The sequence below is a fragment of the Leptobacterium flavescens genome (assembly GCF_010671605.1).
In the GTDB taxonomy this organism is placed as follows: domain Bacteria; phylum Bacteroidota; class Bacteroidia; order Flavobacteriales; family Flavobacteriaceae; genus Leptobacterium; species Leptobacterium flavescens.
Window position 1 is genome coordinate 355915 of record NZ_JAABOO010000004.1, and the last position, 25580, is coordinate 381494.

Below are 25580 nucleotides of genomic sequence, written 5' to 3' on the forward strand. Positions count from 1 at the left end.
TCTGCAGCTTCTGCCTTTTTATTGCTGCCCCCGGAGCCATCCTTCCGCTTCAGCCGTATACCAGTTCCTGGAAAAATTCGCATTGTTCACAATGTGTTCGAAATGTGGTTTGGCTTTTTCCAGATCACCTTTTCTATCGTAAAAAGTACCCAGGTATGTATGAAGATACGGATTGTCCGGGTCTTCCGATAACAATGCATTCCCGATGGTCTCTAACTGCTCGTCAAAAACATTAAAATCGCCCAGCTCCATAAAAAAGGCCACGTCCTTTAGGAAGGAGAGATTATGCATAAGAGAAATGTCTGCATAGGTCTTATAATCGGGGAATAAGCTAAATGTCTTTTCAAGTAACCTGGCACTGCTTTGTACTTTCCCTGTATCAAACCTTGCCATAAAGGATTCGGCCAAAGCCTGTGCCAGAAGTTTTTCCCGGTAAAAATCGGAAGTAATGCTTTTATTTTCCGCCAGGGATGCCTCCGTTTCCAGAAGGGGCATGTCCTCTATTTCGAATACGAAGTTTTTAAGGAAACTCATAACAAAGAGGGAAGAGAGGGCATCACCATAGATCAACCTGGCAGGGTCGCTCATCAGGTTGTTGTTAGCCAGAAGAATAAGGGTGATCTTTTTTGAAGGCACTTTAAGGAACAAGCTGGAATAACAATCATACTGCCCGTAACCCCAGATCAGGTTTAGATCATTAAACTCCTGATGAAAAATACCATATCCGTAGGGAAGCTCCTTAAAAGCAGAGAACATCTTATCCCTGGAAGCTTCGGAAATAATAGTATTGGCATCCATAGCCCTGTCTAAAACAGCCAGATCCTTAACGGTCGATACCATCCCCGCAGAACTGGAATATCCGTAATCTATAAACCCGTCCTGTATTCCATCATCCAACATGTAAGGGCGGGCCATTTTTATATCTTTTTGCGCCAGCTGAAGGGAATCCTTCAGAAGAAAACTGTTTTGCATCTCCAGAGGGGAGAGGATCAGGGTTTCGGCATATTCCGCAAACGACATTCCCGAGGCTTTTTCAATAACCTTTGTCAGCCATCCGAAACGGGAGCTGTAATAAAAATGCTTTCCTATATCTCCCTGAGATGTATGAGACAGGACATGCTTTATCTGAATGGAATCGTCGATCTCCGCTTCCGGAATATATTTTTTTATGGGATCTTCCGGTTTTAGTTTCCCTTCTTCTGCAAGTTTCATGATCATGAGTCCGGAGAAGATCTTGGTAAGAGAAGCAATGGGGAAGGTAGTGGAAGCATCCAGCTGACTTTGAGTTGCTGTTTCGGAATATCCGAGATAATCTTCATAGAGGGTTTCACCTTCTTTTTGAACCAAAACAGCCATCCCCGGGATCTGGAAATATTCTTTAAGTTCTTTTAATTCTGATGAAAAGTTATCTACGCTGTTAAATTTTTGTTCTTTTTCCGAAGAACAACTGTAGGCCAAAAGAAGTAGGATGGCCAGTCTGCTTATTAATTTCATTTCAGGTTGTTTTTATTATAAGATAATGCTATTGCATAAATGTTACAGCTCGAAAAAAAGAAATTTGGATCAGGCTTTCTTATTGGCCTGTAAAAGCTTTTACGATCTCTGCCAGATCCTCCAGGTCTTTTCGTTCCTTCAAATGATCATCAATCCTTTTATCCCCCATATTCTGTATTCTGTAATCGGGCAGGAGTTCTCCGAAACTCAGCCAAACAAATGTATCAACGATCCTTTCTTTTAAGGGGTGAGGAACTTTATACTCGGCCATGATAGAATTTTCCATTCCGATATGAACTATCTCGTGAATCAATGTGTTTACAGGATTATCGTATTGTTTAAACCTGCCATCCAGTGTGGTGAAAATAAGAATGGAGCCATTGTCGGGATCATAGCTTCCGCCGGGACCATACAGTGTGAGGTTAACCTGGTATACATCATATTCCTTAAAATCCCAGTTTTTCCGGCTTTGACCAATGGAAGTAACCATCTTATTCAGCAAGGGAACAACCTGTTCTATTTTTTCATACCCCATTAAATAATCAGACTTTTTATAGGCCCTGGTCTTTACGAACTTTTTTAAAGACTCGTAATCATTCTGCGAAAGCCGGTTGGCTCTGGATTTTTGTTTCAGATCATCTATAAGTTCATTTTTCGGAAGGCTCAGCTGATAATTGTGTTTTTCAAAAAAAGCGATATCTCTCAGCGTTCTCCATATCTGATCAGCTTCCTGTTCCGGTGTGGGAATATTGATAGTGATCCTGTTCTGTGCCTGAAGCCCGTTAATGGAAAAAAGAATGCAAAATATTAAAGTGATATACCTGTACATTGTATTTGATATTAATAGTATTTTTCAATTCCGCCAAAACCCCTTATGAGTTTATTTTCTTTGGTTTTTTCTATAAAATTTAAAAGCCTCTTTTGAAACTCTTCAGGGCGTTTTCGGGCAGCAACAATGTAGGCGACCCTGATCCTTTTATAGGGATCCGATAGTTTTTGGTAGTTCTCCCATGCTACAGGCTCTTTTCTTATTTCGGAAATTATGTCTTTGGGAAACTCAAAAGCCTCCTTCAGTACATCTTTTACCGCCGGTAGAACGGAAGGGTGTATCATATTCTGCGCTTCCAGCCATTTTAAACGTTCTCTGTTAGCCTGTGAAAAAGAGCTTTTAGCTTTTCTTGGGGTGAACCGCTGTATGGTGTGATGGGGATCCAGCGATTTAACCGTGCTGTCTATCCAGCCAAAACAAAGAGCTTCCTCTACTGCATCATTATAAAGGATCCTTTCTTTTCCTGCCGATTTTTTGGGATATACCAACCAGATCTCGGGCTTGCTTTTAAAATGATCCTCCAGCCATGTACGCCATTCCTGTCTGTCGGTAATATAAATTGTTTCGAGCTGATCTGTTCCCATCTTAAGTGTAGCTAATCAGAATGTACATTCCTGTAAACGAAATAATTAAGGGTTTTGGTGTATTAAAACACTATTTTGTATTATGATCCCATGCCTTTTGAACAATTTCTTCCAGCACCTCCAGATCAATATTCTCCAACCTTGTAACATAAAGGCAGACTTTTCCGGTTTTGTATTTCCCCAGTTTCTTTAACAGCTCTTCCTGTCCTTTAAAATTAGACAGTACATACAAGACCTGGTGTTGCTTCCTTGGAGAGAAAGCTATTAAGGGGGCATCACCTTCGTGCCCGCTGTCGTATTTGTAATGATAAGATCCGAAACCTATGATAGAAGGCCCCCATATTACAGGCTCCAGCCCTGTAATGCGCTTCATCATATCCAGGATAAAAAAGCCGTCTTTTCGCCTTGTTTCATGCGGAATGGCATTAATAAAATCGGTGACATTCTGATCAGTGGGTTTTGTCTTTGCCATAAGAATGGTTTATTGATTTCGGAACGATTATCCATTAAAATTACTAAATAATGAAATAGAGCAGATACTCTTCTTATGCTATTTTCAATCAGTACTTCCAAAAAGAAGAATATCATTGCCCTGAAAATTGCAAAAATAAATATCGGTCTTCCCGTCCCCGTTAAAATCGGCAAGCTGAAAGTCAAAAGCATAACTGTTTAAGGATGGGAAATAGGTAGTGGTTTGGTCGCTAAAACTTCTGTTTCCATCATTGATCAGTACCAGGTTCTCACGACTGTTAAAACGATTTCCCGAGATCAGATCGATAAAACCATCATCATTAATATCGTAAAAGATGGCGCCGACTGTCCTGAAGTTACTTACGGGCAGGGCTGAAGAGGTGATCTCCGAAAAATTCCCGTTTCCGTCATTGAGCAGCATCCTGTTTTGCGGGTTACCGATCCCTCCGAAATCCACATTGGCAAAAAAGATGTCGAGGTCGTTGTCGTTATCTATATCTGCCAGTTCTACCTCCCGTGTCTGGTCGTTAACAGGGGGGAGGCGGGTAGCAGTTTCATCTGTAAAATTCCCGTTCCCGTCGTTGATGAGTATCCTGTTTGAGGTTTCGTTGGCCTCTATAATATCAAAATTCCCGTCGCCGTTAATATCCGCCAGTTCGATATCCTGGGTGGTACTGTTATCTACGGGCAGGCGTGCAGCAGTTTCATCTGTAAAACCTCCCGCCTGATCATTAATAAGAATGATATTCTGACCCCGGTTCCCGATAATAAGATCAGGATAGGTGTCGTTGTTAAAATCGGCGGTTTCCACTACGTTGGAAGTTCCGCTTACGGGAAGCAGGTTACTCACATCTGTAAATACCGCCTGTCCGTTATTCCTGTAATATTCATTGGTCTGATCATCTTCACTCACAAAAACAATGTCGGGATCGTTGTCTTTGTCAAAATCTGCGATGGCAATATCTTCCGAGTCGTGTACCTGGTTCGGAAAACGGTTGTTCGATTCGTCGGTCAGGCGTCCCTGTCCGTCATTGATAAGGATAATATTTCTCCTGAACTCCATCGCCAGGATCATATCCGTATCCCCGTCATTATCAATATCTATGGCCACTCCGTCCATAGAGTTGTTTCCCAGACTGTTACTTATAAGATTGGTCCCGCTTACATTATTAAACTCTGTATTGGGTTGAGGTGTAAGGTCTTGATCTCCGGAAGGACTATTACTGTCGCCGGAACAGTTAAGCAATAACAAACTCAGAGGTATGATGTTAAAAAAACGGCTGTTGAAAGAGTTGAACATAGGTATCGTATTAACTCCTAAAAATTAGGGATTTATATGCAAAAACCACTAATGTTTAAGAAAAATTTAGATAGAGGAAGATTCAGGTTTGTTGTTATATAACTCTTTTTTAATTGATGATTTATGCATTTTCTAAAGGTTTGAAGATGTTTTGTTATAAAATTAGCGTTACTTTCATAAAAAATAGTTAAACTTTGCTTTTTGATAGTATTACTATTATATTTGTAAAGCAGTAATGAGAAATTTACCGATCCATATAGCTATCAGCCCCGATCTGTATACTAAGAACCCGGACTCTTCCGATCTTGGAAGAAGGATTGTATGTACGAGTATAGAAATGATCGATGAATTGGGTTTTGAAGCTTTCACATTTAAAAAACTGGGAAGTCGGATAGGTTCTAATGAAAGTTCCGTATATCGCTATTTTGAAAGCAAGCATATGCTACTGCTTTACCTGATCAACTGGTACTGGAGCTGGACGGAATATCAATTGGCTTTTGCAGTGCATAATATCGAGTCGCCCAGGGAAAAACTGGAAAAGGCCATTCGCATCTTTACACAAAAAATAGATGTAGATAATTCTTTCTCCCATATTAACGAGGCTATTTTAGGGAGGATCATTATTGCAGAATCTTCAAAGGCCTATCACACCAAGGACGTAGATAAAGAAAATGAGAAAGGTTTTTACAAGACCTATAAAAGGCTTGTAAAAAGAGTTAGTGAAATGATCCTGGAGATCAATCCGTCTTTCGAATTCCCTCATATGCTTACTACCACGGTTATTGAAGGTGCGCATCATCAGCGGTATTTTTCTGAACATCTGCCTGCCCTGACCGATTTTGAAGAAGGAAAAAATAATATAGTAAGGTTTTATACAGACCTGGTTTTTAAAGCGATAGAGAATAGGTGAAAGAATTTAATAAATATCAAACCCTTTTTGCTTTAAAACAGCTGATACTGATTGCTGCTATCTATACGATGGTCGTTCAGCCTGTATATATTGCTTTCGCTCCCTTTTCTGAAGGAAACTACGAGTTAGTGGATCTCCTGGAGGGTAGTGATGAAGACTCTGATACCGAAGAAACGGAAGAAGACGGTAAAAAGGAAAAGGTCGAATTACAGATCAGCAGACCTAACAGTCAGTTTATTGCCTTTACCCGAAATTCTTCCGATATCGATAATCAAAATTTACTCCAGGACCCGAACCTGGAGATCCCTATTCCACCTCCGGAATCATAATTTTCGGGGATACCTATGTCTAATTGTGACATCAGGCCCCCTCGTCGCTCCTTTTTTCAGGGAGCAAAATTCAAAATATTTATTAAGTAAAGTCTAATTATTAAGACCTTTTAAAATGACAGGTCAAAAAACAATTTTTTGTAAAAAAATAAGCTATGAATAGTTCCAACCTATTTAAAAATGTAAAAGCCGATTTACCGGCTAGTATCGTCGTATTTTTCGTAGCGCTTCCTCTTTGTTTAGGAATAGCGCTGGCCAGTGGTGCCCCTCTGTTTTCAGGTTTGATCGCCGGAATTGTAGGAGGTATCGTTGTAGGGGTCATCAGCGGATCCCAGGTAGGGGTAAGTGGCCCGGCTGCAGGTTTGGCAGCCATTGTTCTCTCAGCTATTGTTAGCCTGGGAAGTTTTGAGAATTTCCTGCTGGCTGTAGTGCTTGGAGGGATCATACAACTCGCTTTCGGTTTGCTTAAAGCGGGAATTATAGGGTATTATTTCCCTTCTTCTGTTATTAAAGGAATGCTTACCGGGATCGGGATCATTATTATTTTAAAGCAGATCCCACATTTCTTCGGATATGATGCGGATCCTGAAGGAGATTTTGCCTTTTCCCAGTTAGATGGTGAAAATACATTCTCCGAGATCCTGCTTTCACTTAACTCTATCAGTTTAGGGTCTACACTAATTGCAGTGATCGGTTTAGTGATCCTTATTCTTTGGGACAAGGTCCTTACCAAGAAGGCAAAAATATTCCAACTGATTCAGGGACCCCTTGTTGCGGTTGGTTTAGGAATCGTTTATTTTGTTGTTGCCGGTGGAAGTTCTTCATTGGGAATATCAGCTAATCATTTGGTAAAAGTACCTGTACCTGAAGATGCAGCTTCTTTCTTCGGGCAGTTTTCACTACCTAATTTCGGAGGGATCACAAATCCTGAGATATGGGTAACAGCCTTTACCATTGCTTTGGTTGCCAGTCTGGAAACTCTTTTATGTGTGGAAGCTACCGATAAACTGGATCCGCAGAAACGCGTAACGCCAACCAACAGAGAGCTTATAGCTCAGGGAAGTGGTAACATTTTATCCGGACTTATCGGAGGTTTACCAATTACACAGGTAATCGTAAGGAGTTCGGCTAATATCCAGTCTGGAGGAAAATCAAAATTATCCGCTATCATTCACGGTTTACTGTTATTGATCTCGGTAATACTTATCCCAAGATTATTAAATATGATCCCATTGTCCGTATTGGCAGCTATACTGCTTATGGTAGGTTATAAACTGGCAAAACCGGCATTGTTCAAACAAATGTACAAGATGGGCTGGAAGCAGTTTATCCCTTTTACCGTAACAGTAGCGGGAATTATTTTTACCGACCTTCTGATCGGAATCGGAATGGGATTAGGAGTAGGGATCGTTGTGATCCTTATCAAGAGCTTCCAGAATTCGCACTTCCTGCATATTGAAGATCAAAGCAACGGAAAGCACAAGATTAAAATGACTCTTGCAGAAGAGGTAACATTCTTTAACAAAGGTGCTATCCTTAAAGAACTTGACGGACTTCCAATAAACACATCCCTTGAACTGGATGTAAGGAAAACGAGGTATCTGGATAACGATATTGTTGAGATATTGGAAGATTTTTCAGAGAAAGCGACGAACCGGAATATAGATATTAAACTTATTTCGGAAAGAGGGGTTGTTCATAATCCCGGGAGTTTTATTGAATTCTTCAGGCTGCGACCAAAAAGTGCCTGATACATCCATTTAAAACCAAAAAAATGAGAACAAAAAAATTAAGAGCAAAATATAGTTTACTGGTACTTACCGATCTTTCGGAAGTCTCTCTTAGGGCTTTAAAGAGTGCCGTTGGTCTTGCAAAGCTTATTGACGGAAGCATAGAGGTCTTTCATGTTAGTCCTTCAGTAAGCCTGGCTGATCATGATAATCAGATCTCGGCAATGCGTTCTATAAAGGAAGCTGAAATTGTGGCCAGAGGAACGCTACAGAGCCTTACTGATGAAATAGCAGATGAAGAAAATTTAGCGATCAGCTATGACTTTGCCTTCGGAAACATAAAGAAGGAGGTAAAAGACCATATTGAGAAAGTAAACCCGGATATCATTGTACTTGGGAAACGGAAAAATAAACTTCTGAAATTTGGCGGGGATAATTTAACTCAGTTTATCCTCAAAGAATTCCCGGATAACGTTTTTGTTGCCGGAAGGGAGAAGGAGTTTAATGCCGGCACCGATATTTCACTTGGATTTTTGGGGTATGTACCCGAAGCAAATGAAAAGGGAATTCCGTTAGAGCTGAATAAGAATGCAGATGAAGCTGTTACTCTTTTCAGTGTTCGCTCTTCGGAGGGAACTCAGACGGAAGAAGAAATACCGGTAACCGAACGATCTAAGGGAAATTTCCGCAAAACTGTGGCTTTTGAATTTGAGCAGGGAGCGGATATATACGATCGCCTCAGTACCTATGTTGCCAAAAGTAATATAGAGCTGCTTTGTATGAGAAATACAAAAAGGAAGAAGGATGGTCAGCAACCCTATGATGCCATAGAGAACAATATGGAAGAGGTGGTTCAAAAGCTGGATATTCCCATGTTGATCCTAAGTGAAAAAAGCTATTAAATAATCGGATAACAATAGAGGGTCCGGGAATACCGATAAATTTCGGTTCTTCCGGATTCCGATTGCCCCGGTAGGCTCTTCACCACATTTTTGATTGTTTTTCTGCCGGTTTTTAAACCGCGCAGGCGTGATCTTTACCCCCTGTTTTTTTTATCTAAAAAAGACGGGAGTGGTAAGTATTGACTAAACTCAAATCATTTAAACTTAATGATGAGCACTAAAACAATGACTCCCTTACAGCGTTTTTTCAGCTTATTGCAGCTGGACAAGAAAGATATCAGGCAGATATTTTACTACGCTATTTTTGCCGGGCTTGTGGCCCTTTCCCTTCCTCTTGGGATCCAGGCTATTATCAATCTGATCCAGGGAGCACAGGTGTCTACCTCATGGATCATTCTTATTGTAATGGTGACTTTGGGGGTAGGGTTTCAGGGAATTCTTCAGTTTATGCAGATACGTATCCTGGAGAACATTCAGCAGCGCATATTTACAAGATCTTCTTTTGAGTTTGCCTATCGCTTTCCAAAGATCAGAATGAAGGAATTGCAGAACTATTATCCGCCGGAGCTGGCTAATCGTTTTTTTGATACGCTTACCATTCAAAAGGGTCTGTCCAAGATCCTTATCGATTTTCCGGCAGCTTTACTACAGGTACTTTTTGGCCTGATCCTTTTATCTCTTTATCATCCGTTCTTTATCATATATGGCCTTCTGTTACTGTTACTGGTATATGTAGCGTTTAAATTTACAGCACAGAGGGGTTTGCAAACCAGCCTTGAAGAGTCGAAGGTAAAATACAAAATAGCTCACTGGATCCAGGAAGTTGCCCGGACCATCGTTAGCTTTAAACTCTCTGGGAATACAAGGCATGCGCTGCATAAAACAGACCAGTTGGTAAGTGATTACCTGGATGCCAGAGAAGGGCATTTCAGGATCCTGGCCGTACAATTTATGCAGATGATCGCTTTTAAAGTCCTTGTTACTGCAGGTTTATTGGTGATCGGAGGTGTTCTGGTCTTGAATCAGAAGATGAATATAGGGCAGTTTGTAGCTGCAGAGATCATCATTTTACTGGTAATAGGCTCTGTTGAAAAGATGACTCTCGGACTTGAATCATTTTACGATGTCCTGACCTCTCTTGAAAAGCTCGGGCAGGTAGTAGATAAGGAACTGGAGCCGCAGAACGGAGAAAGGCCCGAACAAATAGGGAAGGACTTTGTAGTTGAACTGGATGAGGTGCATTTCAGCTCATCCCTGGGTAAAAAAGTGCTGGACAATGTATCTCTTACTATAGAGCCCGGTTGTACCATACTTTTGAACGGAAGTAACAATTCGGGAAAAACCACCCTTCTTCGTATGATAGCCGGTCTTATAGAACCGGAAAAAGGAGCCATTTATGTAAATAATATTTCGCTCAGTTCTATCAGCCTTAACTATTACCGTTCTCTGATCGGACAATCCCTTACCGAAGAATCGCCTTTTGAAGGAAGTATCCTGGAAAATATCACCTTTGGGAATCCCAATATATCTGAAGCCGATGTTTACTGGGCAATAGAAAAGACCGGGCTTACCTCCTTCGTAAAAGAGCAGCCTAAGGGATTGCATGCCATCATCTACCCGGAAGGCAAACAAATATCCTATACGATCTCAAAAAAGATCGTGCTTGCCAGGAGTATTGTACATAAACCCAAGCTTCTGATCCTTAAAAACCCACTGGATCAGTTTGACGGGGATGAGACCAGCAGGATCATCGATTTTCTGATAGATCCTTCAAACCCATGGAGCCTTATTGTGATCAGTAAGAATAAGGAGTGGATCAAAAAATGCGGAAAGATAGTTACGCTTGAAAACGGACGGATAACTAAAAAAGGTTGATCATGCTCAATATTTCAAAAAATAAACTCAACAAAACCGTTGATCTTGGAGAATATGATGCCATCAGGAAACTGAATAGGATAGGGCATTATAAATATTTCAACAGGTTTCTGATTGCTTTTACAGCTATTGCTCTTGTGATCCTTTTTCTTCCCTGGACCCAAAATATACAGGGGAGAGGCTTTGTAACCACCCTGCAACCCGATAACAGGCCGCAGACCATACAGTCGCCAATTCCGGGTAAAATAGAAAAATGGTTTGTCCGGGAAGGAGATTTTGTAGAAAAAGGAGATACCATCCTGTTTATCTCGGAGGTCAAAGACAAATACTTTGATCCGGATCTGCTGGAGCGTACTCAAAAACAACTGGAAGCAAAGAACTTTTCCATAGGTGCCTATGAAGAAAAAATAAAAGCCCTGGACGTACAGGTCTCTTCACTGAGGAGAGAGCGGGAACTAAAACTCAGCCAGGTAGAAAACAAACTGAAACAGTCCTATCTGAAAGTAAAAAGCGACAGTATAGATTACGAAGCGGCAAAGACCCTTATTCAGATTGCCGAGCGGCAGTATGAGAGAACAGAAAGCCTTCAGCGGGAAGGTTTGAAATCGCTTACCGAACTTGAGATGAAGAAGCTAAAGCTACAGGAAGCTCAGGCCAAACTTATATCTCAGGAAAACAAATTGCTGGCCAGTAAGAATGAAGTGATCAATGCCCGGGTAGAGATCAGCAGGGTAAAAGCTTCTTATACTGATAAGATATCCAAAGCTGAAAGCGAAAAGTATACGGCTATGTCCGGACAATTTGATGCCGAGGCACAGTTCACCAAACTGGAAAACCAATACACCAATTATGAGCGGAGGAATGAACTTTATTATGTGAGAGCTCCGCAAAACGGTTTTATCAACAAAGCGATCAGAGGCGGGCTTGGCGAAACATTTAAGGAAGGAGAGCAACTCCTGAGTATCATGCCTGCAAATTATGAGCTTGCCGTAGAGACTTATGTAGAGCCTATAGATCTGCCGTTAATACAGATTGGAGCGGAAGTGAGGGTACAGTTTGACGGATGGCCCGCCATTGTTTTTAACGGTTGGCCCAATGCTTCTTACGGGACTTATGGCGCCAAAGTGGTAGCCATCGAGACATTTATCAGCGATAACGGTAAGTACAGGGTTTTGCTGGCACCGGACCCTGAAGATCATCAATGGCCGGAAAAGATACGTGTCGGATCCGGGGCAGCTACGATCGCATTATTGGACGATGTTCCTATCTGGTATGAAGCATGGCGAAAACTCAACGGTTTCCCTGCTAATTATTATCAGCAGGAAAGTGAAAAAGAAGAAGCCGTAAAAAAGTCGCAGAAATGAGAAGCTTTATCCTGATATTGTTTTGTAGCTGGTCTTTTCTTTTAAACGGACAGGAAGTAAAAAAAGAAATAAATACAATCCTGAGCTTAAAAGAATTTCTGGAACTGGTGAGAAAATACCATCCGGTAGCGGGCCAGGCCGAATTGACACTTAAAAAAGCTCAGGCGGGAGTGACCAGGGCCAGGGGTGAATTCGATCCTAAACTCGAATTTAGCTATGAAGGCAAGGAATTCCTGGGTTCGGATTACTTTGATATCCTCAAGGGTGGAGTTAAAATACCAACCTGGTACGGGATAGAATTCAATGCGGGTTATGAAGATACGGACGGATCTTTTTTAAATCCCCAAAATTTTATTCCGGACGATGGTCGTTTGTTCAGTGCGGGAGTAAAAGTGCCTCTGGGAGAAGGACTTTTTATTAATGAAAGAATGGCCACACTAAGGAAGGCTAAGATCTTCAGGGAACTTTCCGTGGCAGAGCAGAAGATGCAGATCAACAAGGTCCTAAGCGATGCAGGACTGAGTTATTTTGACTGGCTTAAAGCTCACAGGGAGTTTGAATTGTACGATGAGTTTTTAAGGAATGCTGAGGTACGCCTGGAAGGAGTCAAAAACCAGGTGATAAGAGGTGACAAGGCTGCTATAGATAGTGTAGAAGCCGGAATTGTGGTGAAAAACCGAAAATTAGGACTGGAACAGGCAAGACTCAACTATCTGAAAGCGCAGTTAAAACTATCCAATTTCCTGTGGACTGCGAATCGCATCCCCGTAGAACTGGAACCTCATGTAGTTCCTCAAGAGGATATATCGGGATCTGTAGATGAAGTACTGGAGATCAATATGGGGATAGACGATGCTTTTGCTCTTGAGCAACATCCGAAGATCATCACCCTGGATCAGAAAATAAAGGTACTGGAGGTTGAAAAAAAACTAAAGGCCGATAAGCTAAAGCCCCGTTTGGACGCTTACTATAATTTTTTGTCGAGTGATGCCGAACGGATCAATACTTTTAATACACGCGATTTTAAAGCGGGCTTTAAGTTTAGCCTTGGCCTGTTTTTGAGAAAGGAAAGGGGAGAAGTAAAAATTGCCAAGTACAAAATCCAGGATGCAGAACTGGATTACAGGTCGGAATTACTTCGGTTGAAAAATAAAATTACCTCCGAATATAATGAGACTTTATCTGTAAATGAACAATTGATCATCCTGGATGAGATAAGAAAAGATTATGACCTTTTACTTAAGGCCGAAGAACGTAAATTCAGCCTGGGTGAAAGCTCTGTTTTCCTGGTCAATCAGCGGGAGAAAACACTTTTAGACACGGGTCTGAAACAAATAGAGGTTGAGAACAAACTCTTCCGGGCAAAGGTCCGGCTATTCAACAGTTTGATCATTACCCCCGGCTTGCCTTAAGGCCGGGGATATACTGTCTGAAAAAGGAGGAAATATATTATTTGCCTAATTCTGCTCTGAAGTTTTTGGCAACATCTTCGCCCTGCAATTCCCCGAGCAGGTTCAGGAATGTTTCGGTGTCCTTTTTTTCATAGGTAAACCATTTGTTCAGAAAGGCAAACAAAGCCTTTTCTCCTATCATCTTTTCCAGATGGTGTAACTTACCAACACCTTTTCTGTACATAACAGCATGTGGCGGAGGTCCTGTTATTTCCGGCTTATATACGGGAGGAAGCTGCGGAGCCTCCTTTTCTATACGGGATAAAAAAGTACTAAAGGCGTCTGCATTGTATTCTTTTTGGATGTATTTAAAGGCGATGTATTCTGCAACAGATTCGTCCAGCCACCTGTGAGCGGTTTGCGGATTTGCTCCGCTACTCCAGAAATGAGCGAATTCATGAGTAATGAAATTCACAAAATGCAGGGTGTCATTTACGGAGATGCTATTGCTAAGTACAATAAAGTTCTTTCTTGCATAACCGCTTTCATTTCGGGGAGCAATAGCCAGTTTAACTTCCGGTAATTCTTTTGAGCTCCCGAAATTCCGGTTGAGCCACTGATGACTTTTTTTACTAATGTCAGACATAAATGCCGCTCTCCCGTTATCTTTCTTATGATCGTAAATAGTGGTGTTTTCCTGATCGTTCCTGTAAAAGCTATGGCTGCCTATCAAAACAAGATCTATCTGGGGTACCGTATTGTGGATCTCGAATTTGTTTTTAGCTGTTTTTTTGCTGCTCCCACTAGAGATCAGCTCCAGTTCCTTTTCCGTCTTCAGGTCTACCTCCATATCTGCGGTAAAATAAAGATCGAAAGAAGAGAGTACAGGTAACCAGGCCGAATTAACACTGAGCTCCACCCAGTTTTCCGAAATTTTATCAATACCCCATGGAGCATCTTCTGCTTTGAGCTGAGAACTATATTCCAGTTTAATATCGAGAGGGGTATTTAGTTCGTTCTTAAAATAGAGAGTAAGGGTCTTTACCTTGTTAGGCCCTGGATTTTCCTCAAATTTCAGGAGTCCACTGGCCTCACATTTCTTTATCCGGGCGTTTTCGTGTATAAAAAACTGCAAGCTGTCTGTGGGAGTCGAATAGTGTGGAGTATAAGCTATCTGTAGGTTAACGTCAAAAGTTTGGCTGGGAATATCTATCGATACCTGGCCGGAATAATTGGTCAGGTTCCTATTTTCTTTTTCTTTAGTGCAGGAAAAACACAGAAGCAAAAAAAGCACTATAACTGGTAGTTTTGATCTCATAGATATGAAAGTTGTTGTTTTTCAAATAGATGAGAGAATCCGGCCTTTGTTACAGTTTTTACAGAATGGGCAACTACTTTTCAGATGGTGACAACCACTTTTCCCTGGACTTTTCCTTCTCCCAGATGCCAGAGAGCCTGAGGTAATTGTTCCAGTTGATAGGTTCTATCGACGATGGGAACTACCTTTCCCGAAGCGATCAATTCCAGCAGGAATTTCATATGCTTATTAGGTTCATGTACAAGAATACCTAATTTCCTGCCTGACAGGCGGGAGATCAACGGCCCCAGGAATACAAGCTGAAAAATAAGAGAGGCTGAACCTCCTACCATCCGGTACACCCCCTTTGGATTTAAAACTTTTTTGAGTTCGAAAATCGAATGCTTCCCCACGACGTCTATGATAAGATCGTATTTCTCTCCTTTTTTGCTAAAATCTTCCTTCTTGTAATCTATACAATGATCTGCTCCCAAAGACCGGAGGAGATCGAATTTTTCTTCCTTGTCCACTGCGGTTATTTCCGCACCAAGATGCCTGGCCAGCTGAACTACGATAGTTCCCACACCTCCGCCTGCACCATTTACCAGTATTTTTTGTCCAGGCTTTATTTTTATTTTATCGTAAAGGCTTTGCACGGCCATAGCGGCTGCCTGAGGAAGGGAAGCGGCAACTTCAAAAGTCATTTCAGAAGGTTTGACAGTCAGGGAATCTTCACTTACGCAGACATATTCTGCAAAACCACTCCATCCGTTTCTCGAAATATCACCGAATACCTGATCTCCTTTTTTAAAAGCTTTGATAGTGCTTCCGGTTTCTTCTACCACTCCTGCAATGTCGCATCCGAGAGCAGTGATTTTGGGTTTACGCCAGCCAAACATCATGCGGTTTACAAGAGGGGTTCCCTTCAGCAGGTCCCAGTCCCAGGAATTGACAGAACAGGCATGTACCTTTATCAGAAGCTCATTGTCTTTGGGTACCGGTTTCTCTATTTCTTTTAACTTCAATGTTTCAGGAGAGCCGTATTTCTGAAAGGCCATTACTTTCATACAGGTGTTTTTAGAGTTGATCATGTAATGCTTATCCATAAAAATACACAATTGTACCCTATTTCGCTTTTTTACAATACAATGCCTCATCGGAAGGCTAATTTTATAAAATATGGCCTCGATTGCATCAGAATTGCAAAAAACGGAACAAAATGAATAAATTTATGAGGTATCTGCCCTGCGTTTGATGATCATTGATTGTCATAAAAACAAAGCTGAAGAGAATGCTACGATATCATATACAAAAAAAGAAACAGTTATGAGCAATACCACACCCAAAGTAACAGGAATAGGCGGGATCTTTTTCCGCGCTAAAAACCCGAAAGAAATAAATGAATGGTATGGAGAGAACCTTGGCCTGGCCATAGACGGTTATGGTTCTCCCTTCGAATTCAGGAATGCCAACCGGCCAGAGGAGATCAATTATCTCAGATGGGGGCCTTTTGAAGAAAAGACCGATTATTTCGATCCGTCAAAAAAAGAATTTATGATCAATTACAGGGTACAGAATATCGAAGGCCTGGTGGAAAAACTCAGAGAAAACGGTGCTGTAATATTAGATGAGATCACCGAATACGACTATGGGAAATTTGTTCATATTATGGATCCCGAAGGAAACAAAATAGAATTGTGGGAACCCATAGACAGTTTTTTTACTCAGATGGGCGGACCTACTACCAAATAAAGATGTCTTATTTCGTTAAATGATATAAGAAGCAAATCGAATTGAGAAGGAATTTGCTTATTTTCAACTTAAATAATCAAACCGTATATCATGGCTGTACAAAGAACCGGTTATTCCGGAAAACCCCTGTATCAGAAACTTGGGATCAAGGAAACACATAAAGTCCGTTTTTACAACGAACCCGATGCCTATTACGAATGGCTGGAAGTTTCTTTTCCGTTGATAAAGACAGACGAGAAGGAGAATGCAGATATGGTACATATCTTTTCCCGGGAAAAAGCCGAACTGCAAAAGCTTTTAAAGGAAAGCGCAAATACTATTGAACAGAACGGGATGATATGGGTGTCCTGGCCCAAAAAGGCTTCCAAACAACCTACCGATATTACTGAGAACACCGTAAGAGAGCTGGCATTTCCACTCGGGCTTGTAGATGTAAAAGTATGTAGCGTTAGCGAGGTGTGGTCGGGCCTGAAAGTGGTAATAAGAAAGGAGAACAGAAAATAACGGATTACTTCCGTTCTCCCTTAACAGAATAAGGATGATATTATTCCTTCTTTAAGATACCGATTTGCTGTCCCTGCTGAACATTTACAGCGCTGAAAGTACCTTTTTGAAAAATAAGCAATACGGTTGAGCCTCCGTAGGCAAAATAACCTACTTTTTCCCCTTTGTATATTTTTTCAACCTCTCCATTCCGAACGCTTTTGAACCGGTCTTCAAACACTACGGAGCCAATAGTCTGTAATCCGATCGGGATCATACCTATATAGCCATACTTTTCAGTCTTAATGACCAGGTATCCATGTTTAAAGTTCTCAAAAACACTGTAATCTTTATTATAGGCAATATTTCCGTTATTGATGATATCCGGAATATCCGGCATTCCGAACAAACGATCTCCCACAGATTCTTTAGCTTCCACAACAAGACCGGTAATGGGGGAATGGTAATGATGATAATTATCGGGTTTTAAAAAGACCGCCAGAGCCGTACCTCCGACAAATTTTTCAGCATATTCGGAATCCCCCAACAGAGCGTTGAGGTTTAGAGTACTTCGGCCTTTGGTCGGGATCTGAGTATCCAGCTTTAAGTCGTTGTTGATCATATTAATTACCCCGTCTGCAGGCGATACCAATACGGATCCGTCATCTACACCATCTATTTTCCGGGCTCCGGGTTTCAGGTCTCTGGTAAAGAAATCATTAAAGGATGTAAACCCACCCTCTGGCAGGACAAAGTCGCCGTGCTTGATAGAGGTATCTTTAAACCACTCACTTATGCCTTTTGCAGATTCCGGACTGTCCATAAATTTCCCGCGCTCCTCTATAAAATAAAACGACCAGCTGTAACCAGGTTCCTCAAGGATAAATTTCATTCCGTGCGGATTGTGATAGTACAACATGGAAAATTCAAGGATCTTATCCAGTCCGTTTTTGGTATTAGGCAAAAAGTAAAACCAGTCGTTGAGAAAAGTGTATATATCATCTATGTTCTTCCCTTTCCAGGGGTTAGGCGTGCCATCCGGAAGGTCCTGAAGGTGATCGAACATTTCCTTTACTGTTTTTTGAAAGGAGGGGTTTGCCGAGTATATTTCCTTTAATTTCTTTACCGGGGGGCAATCGGCCTGTGCCTGCAATGAATTAACGGTAAAAATCAGGATCAGGGAACAAATAAATATTCTGAACTTCATAATTATTGGTTTTTAGGTGTGTTTATATTTCATTTTACAACTGAGATAACGCTCCTTGATAATATTAAAATGCCTTAACTCATGACCTGCCAGATGATATGCAATACCCCGTACTGTTCTTTTATTTACAATACTTCCGTCGCTATCAATACCCGAACCGCTCCTGGTCATACTTTCTTCAGGCAGATAACTAAAAAGGGCAATCGTAGATCTTCTGACGATTTCGTATTCGTGAAAGATACTTTCCAGATCCCGCTCGTTGGCATTGGAGTATCTGGCATATTCATTTTCTTCGAAACCGTGTAGGGGGGTAGTATCGTTCCTAGCATAACGCAGGGCCCGATATGAGAATATACGTTCGTCATCTATCAGATGGATTAGAATTTCTTTTATGGTCCATTTATCTTTAGCATATCTGTAGTAGAGAATATCTTCCGGCAGGCCGTAAATGAACTGTTTGATAGCCAGGAAATTCTGCCATAGATGCTCAAGCACTCTGCCATCATCTTCCAGCAGATCCAGATAGATGCTGGAGTAGGGAGGGTATTCGCCTTCTATCGGTTTCTGAATGTATCTCATGACTTGTTATTTAAAATTCTTTGCCCATATTTTAGCCCAACTCCCCAAAGGTTCTATTAATTCATACAATTCCTTTCCCTGTTCGGTAAGAGCGTAGCCGTTTACCGTGCGTTCTATCAGATAAGAATCCTTAAGCTCTTTGAGCCTTTTATTCAGGGTGGTCGGAGAAATGGATTCGCAATAGTCCTGGAGTTTTCTAAAGGTACTTGGGCCGCTGTATAAATGCCAGACGATTCCCATTGCCCAACTACGCCCTAACAGATCGAGAAGGGCCATAATGGGAGCTCCTGTTTTGGAACCTCTTACGGGTTGCCCGGGGATTGGTAATTTCATGTCACTACGTTTTTTGTAGCAAAACTACATAAAGTGTAGCAAAAAAGCAATTTTCATCCAAGTGAAGCAAAACAAAAGGTTAAAAAGTAAAACTATTTTGTCCGGCTTCAGGTATGTGAACAGCCGTGTAGAAAATAAACGGTTATCCCCTGCCTGAAGGAGAAAGGACGAAATTCAGGCCAGGGGAATTGGTTAGGATCACTGTTTGTGATGCGGACTGTTCTCGAGGTGATCTTTAAGAATATCCGCTCCGAAATCATTGCTCTTATTCCTCCAGATGGAATGGATATGATTCCTGTGATTATCAAATTCAATAATAAAAGTAGGTCCGTGGATCAGGAAATACTGACTGTCGCTTCTTTCGACCGGGCCGATCCAGGCAAAATACACTTTATCAAAACCGGCAGCTTCTATCTGTTCCATTTCCTCATGGGCCAGACTGTGTTCCAGGTTATGAACATATTCCTCGACAATATATCTGAGGAGTTTCTTTTGCTCCTTATTTAGTTCGCCGGCTTTTATTCCCCAGAATTCGGTCAGCCGTTGTTCGGAGTTGGGATTGGTCAGAATATCGCGGGGTACGGAGCAATCTTTAAGAACAGCTTTTTTCTTTTGTTCTTCATCTAAACTGTTCAGGAACAAAAAGCCCAGGTCTTCTTCCTCTCCCAGGACTCTCCAGCCTGCATATTCGGTTTCCCTCACCTCGGCAGGATCTGTACCCAGAAACAGGGGAGTGGTGGCTACAGACATATTTGCATAAGTGAAATTGAGCGATAGATGATGCCCTTCCAGTTTAAAACCCCATTGCCCTTTTAAAGAAGGCTCATTCCAGAAGGCAAAATAATACTGCTTATGGCTCCATTTAAGATTGGGAACATTAAAATGCCTTTCCAGAATATTATCCAGATGCATGATCCCTGTTGTTTTCAAATACCCCCGGGAGCTCAGGAGTTCCGATAGGAGTTTCTGCATTTTTATACGTTGCGTATTGCTCATCTCTCCAATACTTACTCCTTTACGTTGAACGATCCCGACAGGAAGATTGGTCCATTGCGTTCTTGAATCATTTTCAAAGGGAATTACCACCCCGGACCCATCATCAAAGGAATTCAGAAGATCTTTGGCCCTGGAAAGAATACGGGTCTTGACATCTTTAATGCTTTCAATATTTTCCGTTTGGATAACCGGCTCCGTGCTATTTTGTGCTCTGGAACAGGAGGAGATCATAAAACCGGATAAGGTGATGATCAGAATTTTTTTCATAATCGCGTTTTTATCGAATTAGAAACAAAAAGATAAAAGGGAAAATTAGCCCGATGGATGCCAGGATCCAGCCCCTTTTTTTGAAGCTGTATTTCCCTTTGGAAATAAACATTCCGGTAATAGCGATGGTAAGCATAGCCAGACCGAAAATGTCGGAGAACCAGACCCACCATATATTGGTGGTCTTATGTAAGATAGTCATTTGTCCCAAAACGGGAATGGTCTGTACGTATTCTATTTCTCCTTTTCCGGTTTTCAGGTTTAGAGAAGCGAAGGCATCTTTAAAATACAATCTGGCTTCGCCTCCTCTTTTACGGTTTCCTCTGTACTCCTCATCGGAGATAGATCCGGCTGCTTCCTTCAGGAAATCATCGGTTATCTGTGTCGGATCTGCCGGGAGTTCCAGTTCAAATTTTTCGGTTTTGACCGTGTATTCCTGCGGATCGAAATCGGTGCGATGATTAAGTGCAATTCCCGATATGGAAAAAGCGATGATCAACCCTACATAGAAAAAACCGATATCCCTGTGTAAGGACCTGTTCCAGAATGCTCCTGTTTTCTTTGCCATTTTTGGACTACTGTTTTGCCATTTCAAGATTGATCGTCACTTCTACTTCTTTTCCGATGGAAGAGCTTCCAACCCCGATACCAAACTCTTCACGCAGGATAGTGGTAGTGAGTTTAAGTCCGGCTTTTTCTCCCCGGTCGTTTTTCAGTATACCGTTTAGCTTCCCGTTGAATTGTACCTGTTTGGTAACTCCTTTAATGGTGATATTACCGCTCACAGTAAAAGTTTTTGCACCCGTTTTTTTGTATGTGGAGCTTTTAAAAGTGATAGCCGGATGTTTTTCAGCTGCGAAAAAATCGTCCGCTCTCAGGTGGTTATCCCTTCTTGAATTTTTGGTATTTATACTGGCGGTTTCAATAGAAACAGTGAATTCCGGATTGCTGAATTCATCACCGGTAGAGGCTTGAATATCGAATTTATCGAAAGACCCTGTTGTTTCTGAAATAACGAGGTGAGACACTGCAAAATTGATAGATGAATGTCCGGCATCTACTTTCCATGTCGATTGTGCGTTGATATATGCCGAGGCTAAAACAAATAGAATTAAAATTGACTTTTTCATGATTTTGATTTTTAAAATGAATTTTGGATTTATTGTTTTTACTTATTTAAAATCTCTTTTGTCCGGAGAATTCCATGGCTTCTCCTTTTCCGAAGCCATAGCTGATCCCGAAGGTTACGAATCGCCCTCTTTGCCCTCTGCTACGAAGGAAAAAGTTAGGTTGTGAAGTCTCATTCAGGAATACACGGGAAGCAAAGACATCTCTGACACTTAAGTTTAAAATGGCCTTCCCTTTGAATATTTTTTTCCGCACTCCCAGATTAGCGAAGATGTTATCGTTTACTTCACTCTGAAAAGTGATAAAACGCGAACGATAATTTCCGGAAACCTCAAGGTCTATCTGTGCCGGGAGCTTAAATTTGGCGGTCATTCGGGAACTCCACCGGTCTCCTTCAAAATCAAAGGATGTATTCTGAAAGTCTCCTTCCCTTTTAAAGTAGTTATAGTTGAAGTCTGTCGTAATTGTAGCCCAGTTTACAGGGGTGTATTTGGCGTTGAACTCAACTCCGGTCGTATTATTGGTCCCGATATTAAGGGGCATACGTGTGCTTACATTATCCAGAAAAGTAATGACGTCTTCAATAACATCTGTGGTGTAGCGGTGGTATACCCCAAAATTAAGGGATGCGTTTCTTAGTTTATAGATGGTGGTTATTTCATAGGAATCCGTAAACTCCGGGTCCAGATTGGGGTTTCCGGTAGAAATATTAAAATTGTCCCTGATGGTAAAGAAAGGGTTGAGGTCCCATAACCGTGGTCTGTATATCCTTCTGGAATAACCTGCCTGCACCGAAAGATCTTCGGTTAGCTTATATGAGGTGTGTATACTGGGAAAAAGATTGGTGTAATTCTGATTGTTTCGTGCATTGGTAGTACGTAACAAAGTCTTAAGATCGGTGTTTTCAAGGCGAAGCCCTGCTTTTATTCCCCACTTATCTGCTTCGTAAGCCGCAGTAGTATAAACCCCCAACACATTCTGATTGAAATCGAATATATTGGTGAAATCGGGGTTTGCCACAAAGCCTCCGTTTATAAAATCGCTTACCTCATAATCGTTGGAAACATCGTTAAGGACGTATTGTGCTCCGGTCTCTATAGTGTATTTTTCAGCAAACGGATGGGTGTAATCCAATTTAAAAGTATAGCGGGCTTCCTTAAAATCGGTTCGGGTTTGTTGCATGAAATCCTCTCTGATCCCAAAAGTGGTCATATCCTGAAAAAGAGAGGACTGATCCTTTCCGAAGAAAGATCCCAGGGCACTGAACAGGAGATCCTGATCTTCATGCCTTTTGAAATCTCTTTTGTACTGAAGCTCGTATTGCCATTTAGGGTTGGTGGCCTCCGTGCTTTCACGACGGGTCCATTGCTGGCTCAAAACATCATTTTCAGAAAAACTATAATTATTTTCCGAGCTTTCACTCTCTTCTTCAAAGGCATAGTTCCCGGAAAGAGTAATAATATTGCTATCGTTGATCAGATAATCAACTCCAAGGATGAGGTTGTAAAAAGTCTCGTTTTTCTCCTCTTCACCAAAAGCACTTAGAAAAGTATTGTTAACAAGATCTCTGTTGATGGTCTCTGTATCTTCAGGAAAAGTCCTTCTTCCTATCCCCAGCTGACTGAAGAGGTTGAATTTTTCCGTACGCTTATTCAGGCTCAGACCCAGACTGTGGTTATTGGGAACTCCTGTATTCAGGGTTACCGATCCGTTCAGGCCCCGGCGCTCCTCTTTTTTAAGTACAATATTGATGATCCCGGAAGTCCCTTCCGCATCGTATTTGGCAGACGGATTGGTAATTACTTCTATACGATCGATAATATCTGCGGTAATGGTACCCAGGGCATTTCCTCCGTCATTAGCCAGAACAGAAGGCTTACCGTTAATCAGGATCTGCACGCCCTGACTTCCTCTTAAGCTTATCTGTCCTTCAATATTAACGTTTACCGAAGGAACATTGTTAAGTACTTCCAGGGCACTGGCTCCGCTGCTGCTCAGGTCTTTCCCTACATTGAATATTCTTTTGTCCAGTTTGAACTGTGTCTGCGATTTTTCGGTAACCACCGTAACCTCGTCCAGGTTTTGTACGTTTTCTTCAAGCAGAATGTCTCCCAGATCGATCCTGGATTTACTGCTGTCAATTTCTTCAACCTTGACTGTTTCAAAACCTATAAAACTTATTTCGATATAAAAATTCCCCCTATCTATCTCGATTGAAAATGTTCCGTCCTGAGTGGTGGTAATTCCGGTGATGGCTTTCTGGCTTTCCTTGTCACCGATCAGTACAGTGGCAAATTCAATGGGTTGTTTACTTTGCTTTTCCAGTACTCTCCCGGAGATCTCGTAACGCTGCTGTGCTTTAACGGTTCCTGCCGACAGTAAGGAAAACAATAAGATAAAAAGGATAGGTCTGATATTCATTTTTAAGTATTTTAATACCACAAATTTGTTTTCTATCTCTTTGTTTAAAAAAAAGAATCCGCAAACGTCAAAAGTTTTACCGCGAACGCCCAAAAGCTGTTGAGAGGAGGGAAAATGTCGTTGGCCCGGTAAAAACTGCCGAATGCGTTTTTATGGGTATTTGATAGGATATAATCTTTAGTTTTGCTTAACTATTGAATTTAGAACCGATCTGATTTGAAGCAATTTCACAAAGAAATATTATTTCAGGGGCTGTTAAGCCTTGTGCTGTTTACCTTCCTGACCTTCGACAAGAGAAGGCCGAGTGTTCATTGGTCGGATATTGCTTTTTTCTCCAACTACCTGATCGTTTCTTTATTTATAGGGTATCATCTACTACCTGCATACCTGTATAAGAAGAAATACTATCATTTCTTTTTAGGCTTGCTGATCGCCATAGCCGTCGCTTTTATTGTTGAAGAGTTTGTGGTGGAGCAGATCTTTTTCCCGAACACCAGGGGGCAGTATGTTTCTGTTCTTTATACCCTGATAGACATATTACCTGTGATTGCGGTTTTTGTCGGGTTTAAGTTTGGCTGGGATGCCCTGAAGAAACAGAGAGAACTGGATAATTTAAAGCAGATGGTGCAGGAGAGTGAACTGCAATTCCTGAAATCGCAGATCAATCCGCATTTTCTGTTTAACAATCTGAACAATCTTTATTCTTATGCCATAGAGAGTTCGCCTAAAACCCCTTCCATTATCCTGGAGCTGTCGTCGGTACTGAGATATATGCTATACGATTGCAGGGAGCCTTTTGTTCCCCTGCAGAAAGAAATAGAGCATCTGAAGCACTTTACTGCCCTGAATGAATTGCAGATAGAACAGCGGGGTGATATTCAGTTTAATGTAAAGAACGGTTCGCAGGCGTTCAGGATCGCTCCCCTGATACTGATCGTTTTTGTAGAGAATGCTTTTAAACACAGTACGGCGAGTCAGTCAGAAAACATCAATATCAGGATCTGTATCAAAGTAAACGATGACGGAGTACTGAAATTCCTTTGTGAGAACAGCTTTTTACCAAATACGAATACCGATAATCTTTCGCATGGGATCGGGCTTGAAAACGTAAAAAAACGCCTGAATTTGCTGTATAAGGATGCCTATTCCTTAGATATCAGTCAGAAAGATGATATTTACAGGGTTTATCTTGAGCTTAACTTAAATGAGTCTGTCAATGATTAGTTGTGTTATCATAGAAGATCAGGCACCGGCCCAGAGAATTCTGCAAAAGTATATTGCCGATGTGGAAATACTGGAGCTGAAAGCTACGTTTGCCGATCCGCTGGTAGCCTTCGAATATCTTAAAAATAACCCTATTGATGTTATTTTCCTGGATGTGCATTTGCCCAAGATATCGGGGATAGATTTCCTGGAGATCCTTCCGGAAAAACACCAGATCATTTTAACTACTGCCTTTTCCGATTACGCCTTACAGGGGTATGAACTCAATATTGTGGATTACCTGCTAAAACCCTTTTCTTTTCAGCGCTTTCTAAAAGCCGTAACCAAAGTAACGAGCCATAATCCGGGAACTTTAAAAAACATAACAGAGTCTACCGATACTAAGGCCAAGGATTATATTTTTATCAAATCGGGGCATGAACATTTAAAGATCGCTCTGAAGGATATCCTGTTTATCAAATCGGAATCGGATTATACGGAGATCCATATGCTTACCAAAAAACACCTGGCTTCCTATTCACTCAAAACATGGAGCGAAGCTCTGCTGAATGCCGATTTTTGCCAGGTGCACAAGTCCTATATTATCAATACTGAAAAGATTACCAAGGTTTCCGGAAACCAGGTTTTTATTGAGGATAAGGTCATACCTATAGGAAGGGCCTTTAAAGACTTCTTTCATGAGAACTATCTTAATGACCTTTCCTGAATCTGAAG

At 41.4% G+C, this 25580-nt stretch carries 25 protein-coding genes; 11 read left to right on the forward strand and 14 right to left on the reverse strand.

Going from position 1 to position 25580, the window contains the following annotated elements:
* Positions 1-18 precede the first annotated feature (18 nt).
* The 5 genes from GWK08_RS17940 to GWK08_RS17960 all read right to left on the reverse strand — a co-directional run bounded on the left by GWK08_RS17940 (position 19) and on the right by GWK08_RS17960 (position 4678).
* The gene (locus GWK08_RS17940) at positions 19-1494 is read right to left on the reverse strand and encodes a serine hydrolase domain-containing protein (RefSeq protein WP_163608626.1); all 1476 of its coding nucleotides are present in this window, start codon (positions 1492-1494) and stop codon (positions 19-21) included.
* 79 nt (positions 1495-1573) lie between these two features.
* Entirely contained in the window at positions 1574-2323 is a 750-nt protein-coding gene (locus tag GWK08_RS17945) for a hypothetical protein (RefSeq protein ID WP_204336094.1), read from the reverse strand.
* An 11-nt stretch (positions 2324-2334) separates the two neighbouring features.
* Positions 2335-2907 (reverse strand): YdeI/OmpD-associated family protein, encoded by a 573-nt coding sequence (locus GWK08_RS17950; RefSeq protein ID WP_163608627.1) that lies wholly within the window; start codon positions 2905-2907, stop codon positions 2335-2337.
* 70 nt (positions 2908-2977) lie between these two features.
* Complete coding sequence (locus GWK08_RS17955; RefSeq protein WP_163608628.1) at positions 2978-3379, reverse strand: DUF1801 domain-containing protein; 402 nt, start codon at positions 3377-3379, stop codon at positions 2978-2980.
* 84 nt (positions 3380-3463) lie between these two features.
* Positions 3464-4678 (reverse strand): FG-GAP repeat domain-containing protein, encoded by a 1215-nt coding sequence (locus GWK08_RS17960; RefSeq protein WP_163608629.1) that lies wholly within the window; start codon positions 4676-4678, stop codon positions 3464-3466.
* A gap of 235 nt (positions 4679-4913) precedes the next feature.
* Between GWK08_RS17960 and GWK08_RS17965 the strand changes: the two genes are divergently transcribed.
* From GWK08_RS17965 to GWK08_RS17995, 7 genes are all read left to right on the forward strand, one after another.
* Positions 4914-5588 (forward strand): TetR/AcrR family transcriptional regulator, encoded by a 675-nt coding sequence (locus GWK08_RS17965; protein WP_163608630.1) that lies wholly within the window; start codon positions 4914-4916, stop codon positions 5586-5588.
* Complete coding sequence (locus GWK08_RS17970; protein ID WP_163608631.1) at positions 5585-5917, forward strand: hypothetical protein; 333 nt, start codon at positions 5585-5587, stop codon at positions 5915-5917. The genes GWK08_RS17965 and GWK08_RS17970 overlap by 4 nt, the downstream gene beginning before the upstream one ends.
* A 155-nt stretch (positions 5918-6072) precedes the next feature.
* Positions 6073-7668 (forward strand): SulP family inorganic anion transporter, encoded by a 1596-nt coding sequence (locus GWK08_RS17975; RefSeq protein ID WP_163608632.1) that lies wholly within the window; start codon positions 6073-6075, stop codon positions 7666-7668.
* 23 nt (positions 7669-7691) lie between these two features.
* Positions 7692-8549: a universal stress protein gene (locus GWK08_RS17980; protein WP_163608633.1), complete on the forward strand. Its 858-nt coding sequence runs from the start codon at positions 7692-7694 to the stop codon at positions 8547-8549.
* 210 nt (positions 8550-8759) lie between these two features.
* Positions 8760-10424, forward strand: a complete 1665-nt coding sequence (locus GWK08_RS17985) for a peptidase domain-containing ABC transporter (protein ID WP_163608796.1) — start codon at positions 8760-8762, stop codon at positions 10422-10424.
* 2 nt (positions 10425-10426) lie between these two features.
* Positions 10427-11788, forward strand: coding sequence for an HlyD family secretion protein (locus tag GWK08_RS17990; RefSeq protein WP_163608634.1), 1362 nt, complete (start codon positions 10427-10429; stop codon positions 11786-11788).
* A complete protein-coding gene (locus tag GWK08_RS17995) occupies positions 11785-13200 on the forward strand; it encodes a TolC family protein (RefSeq protein WP_163608635.1) in 1416 nt (471 codons plus the stop codon). Before GWK08_RS17990 ends, GWK08_RS17995 begins: the two co-directional genes overlap by 4 nt.
* A gap of 37 nt (positions 13201-13237) precedes the next feature.
* Here GWK08_RS17995 and GWK08_RS18000 read toward each other — a convergent pair whose 3' ends face one another.
* Positions 13238-14497 (reverse strand): M1 family aminopeptidase, encoded by a 1260-nt coding sequence (locus tag GWK08_RS18000; protein WP_163608636.1) that lies wholly within the window; start codon positions 14495-14497, stop codon positions 13238-13240.
* An 80-nt stretch (positions 14498-14577) separates the two neighbouring features.
* Positions 14578-15582 carry an NAD(P)-dependent alcohol dehydrogenase gene (locus GWK08_RS18005; RefSeq protein ID WP_204336095.1) on the reverse strand — a complete coding sequence of 335 codons (1005 nt, stop codon included), beginning with the start codon at positions 15580-15582 and terminating at the stop codon, positions 14578-14580.
* Between the two features lie 220 nt (positions 15583-15802).
* Between GWK08_RS18005 and GWK08_RS18010 the strand changes: the two genes are divergently transcribed.
* Together GWK08_RS18010 and GWK08_RS18015 are read left to right on the forward strand one after the other, a co-directional pair.
* Complete coding sequence (locus GWK08_RS18010) at positions 15803-16228, forward strand: VOC family protein (RefSeq protein WP_163608637.1); 426 nt, start codon at positions 15803-15805, stop codon at positions 16226-16228.
* Positions 16229-16318: 90 nt separating this feature from the next.
* Positions 16319-16732: a DUF3052 family protein gene (locus GWK08_RS18015; RefSeq protein WP_163608638.1), complete on the forward strand. Its 414-nt coding sequence runs from the start codon at positions 16319-16321 to the stop codon at positions 16730-16732.
* Positions 16733-16772: 40 nt separating this feature from the next.
* Here the strand turns inward: GWK08_RS18015 and GWK08_RS18020 are convergent, their stop codons facing one another.
* The 7 genes from GWK08_RS18020 to GWK08_RS18050 form a co-directional block, all read right to left on the reverse strand.
* A complete protein-coding gene (locus GWK08_RS18020; protein WP_163608639.1) occupies positions 16773-17918 on the reverse strand; it encodes a phosphatidylserine decarboxylase in 1146 nt (381 codons plus the stop codon).
* A 12-nt stretch (positions 17919-17930) separates the two neighbouring features.
* Positions 17931-18497, reverse strand: a complete 567-nt coding sequence (locus tag GWK08_RS18025) for a DinB family protein (RefSeq protein ID WP_163608640.1) — start codon at positions 18495-18497, stop codon at positions 17931-17933.
* A gap of 6 nt (positions 18498-18503) precedes the next feature.
* A complete protein-coding gene (locus GWK08_RS18030; RefSeq protein WP_163608641.1) occupies positions 18504-18830 on the reverse strand; it encodes a winged helix-turn-helix transcriptional regulator in 327 nt (108 codons plus the stop codon).
* 198 nt (positions 18831-19028) lie between these two features.
* A complete protein-coding gene (locus tag GWK08_RS18035; protein WP_163608642.1) occupies positions 19029-20093 on the reverse strand; it encodes a DUF3500 domain-containing protein in 1065 nt (354 codons plus the stop codon).
* 10 nt (positions 20094-20103) lie between these two features.
* A complete protein-coding gene (locus GWK08_RS18040; RefSeq protein ID WP_163608643.1) occupies positions 20104-20661 on the reverse strand; it encodes a PepSY-associated TM helix domain-containing protein in 558 nt (185 codons plus the stop codon).
* A gap of 7 nt (positions 20662-20668) precedes the next feature.
* Positions 20669-21223, reverse strand: a complete 555-nt coding sequence (locus GWK08_RS18045; RefSeq protein ID WP_163608644.1) for a YceI family protein — start codon at positions 21221-21223, stop codon at positions 20669-20671.
* A 46-nt stretch (positions 21224-21269) separates the two neighbouring features.
* Positions 21270-23642, reverse strand: coding sequence for an outer membrane beta-barrel family protein (locus GWK08_RS18050; RefSeq protein WP_163608645.1), 2373 nt, complete (start codon positions 23640-23642; stop codon positions 21270-21272).
* Positions 23643-23858: 216 nt separating this feature from the next.
* Here GWK08_RS18050 and GWK08_RS18055 point away from each other — a divergent pair, with 216 nt between their 5' ends.
* Entirely contained in the window at positions 23859-24866 is a 1008-nt protein-coding gene (locus GWK08_RS18055; RefSeq protein ID WP_163608646.1) for a sensor histidine kinase, read from the forward strand.
* Complete coding sequence (locus GWK08_RS18060) at positions 24859-25572, forward strand: LytR/AlgR family response regulator transcription factor (protein ID WP_163608647.1); 714 nt, start codon at positions 24859-24861, stop codon at positions 25570-25572. Before GWK08_RS18055 ends, GWK08_RS18060 begins: the two co-directional genes overlap by 8 nt.
* The last annotated feature ends 8 nt before the right edge of the window (positions 25573-25580 follow it).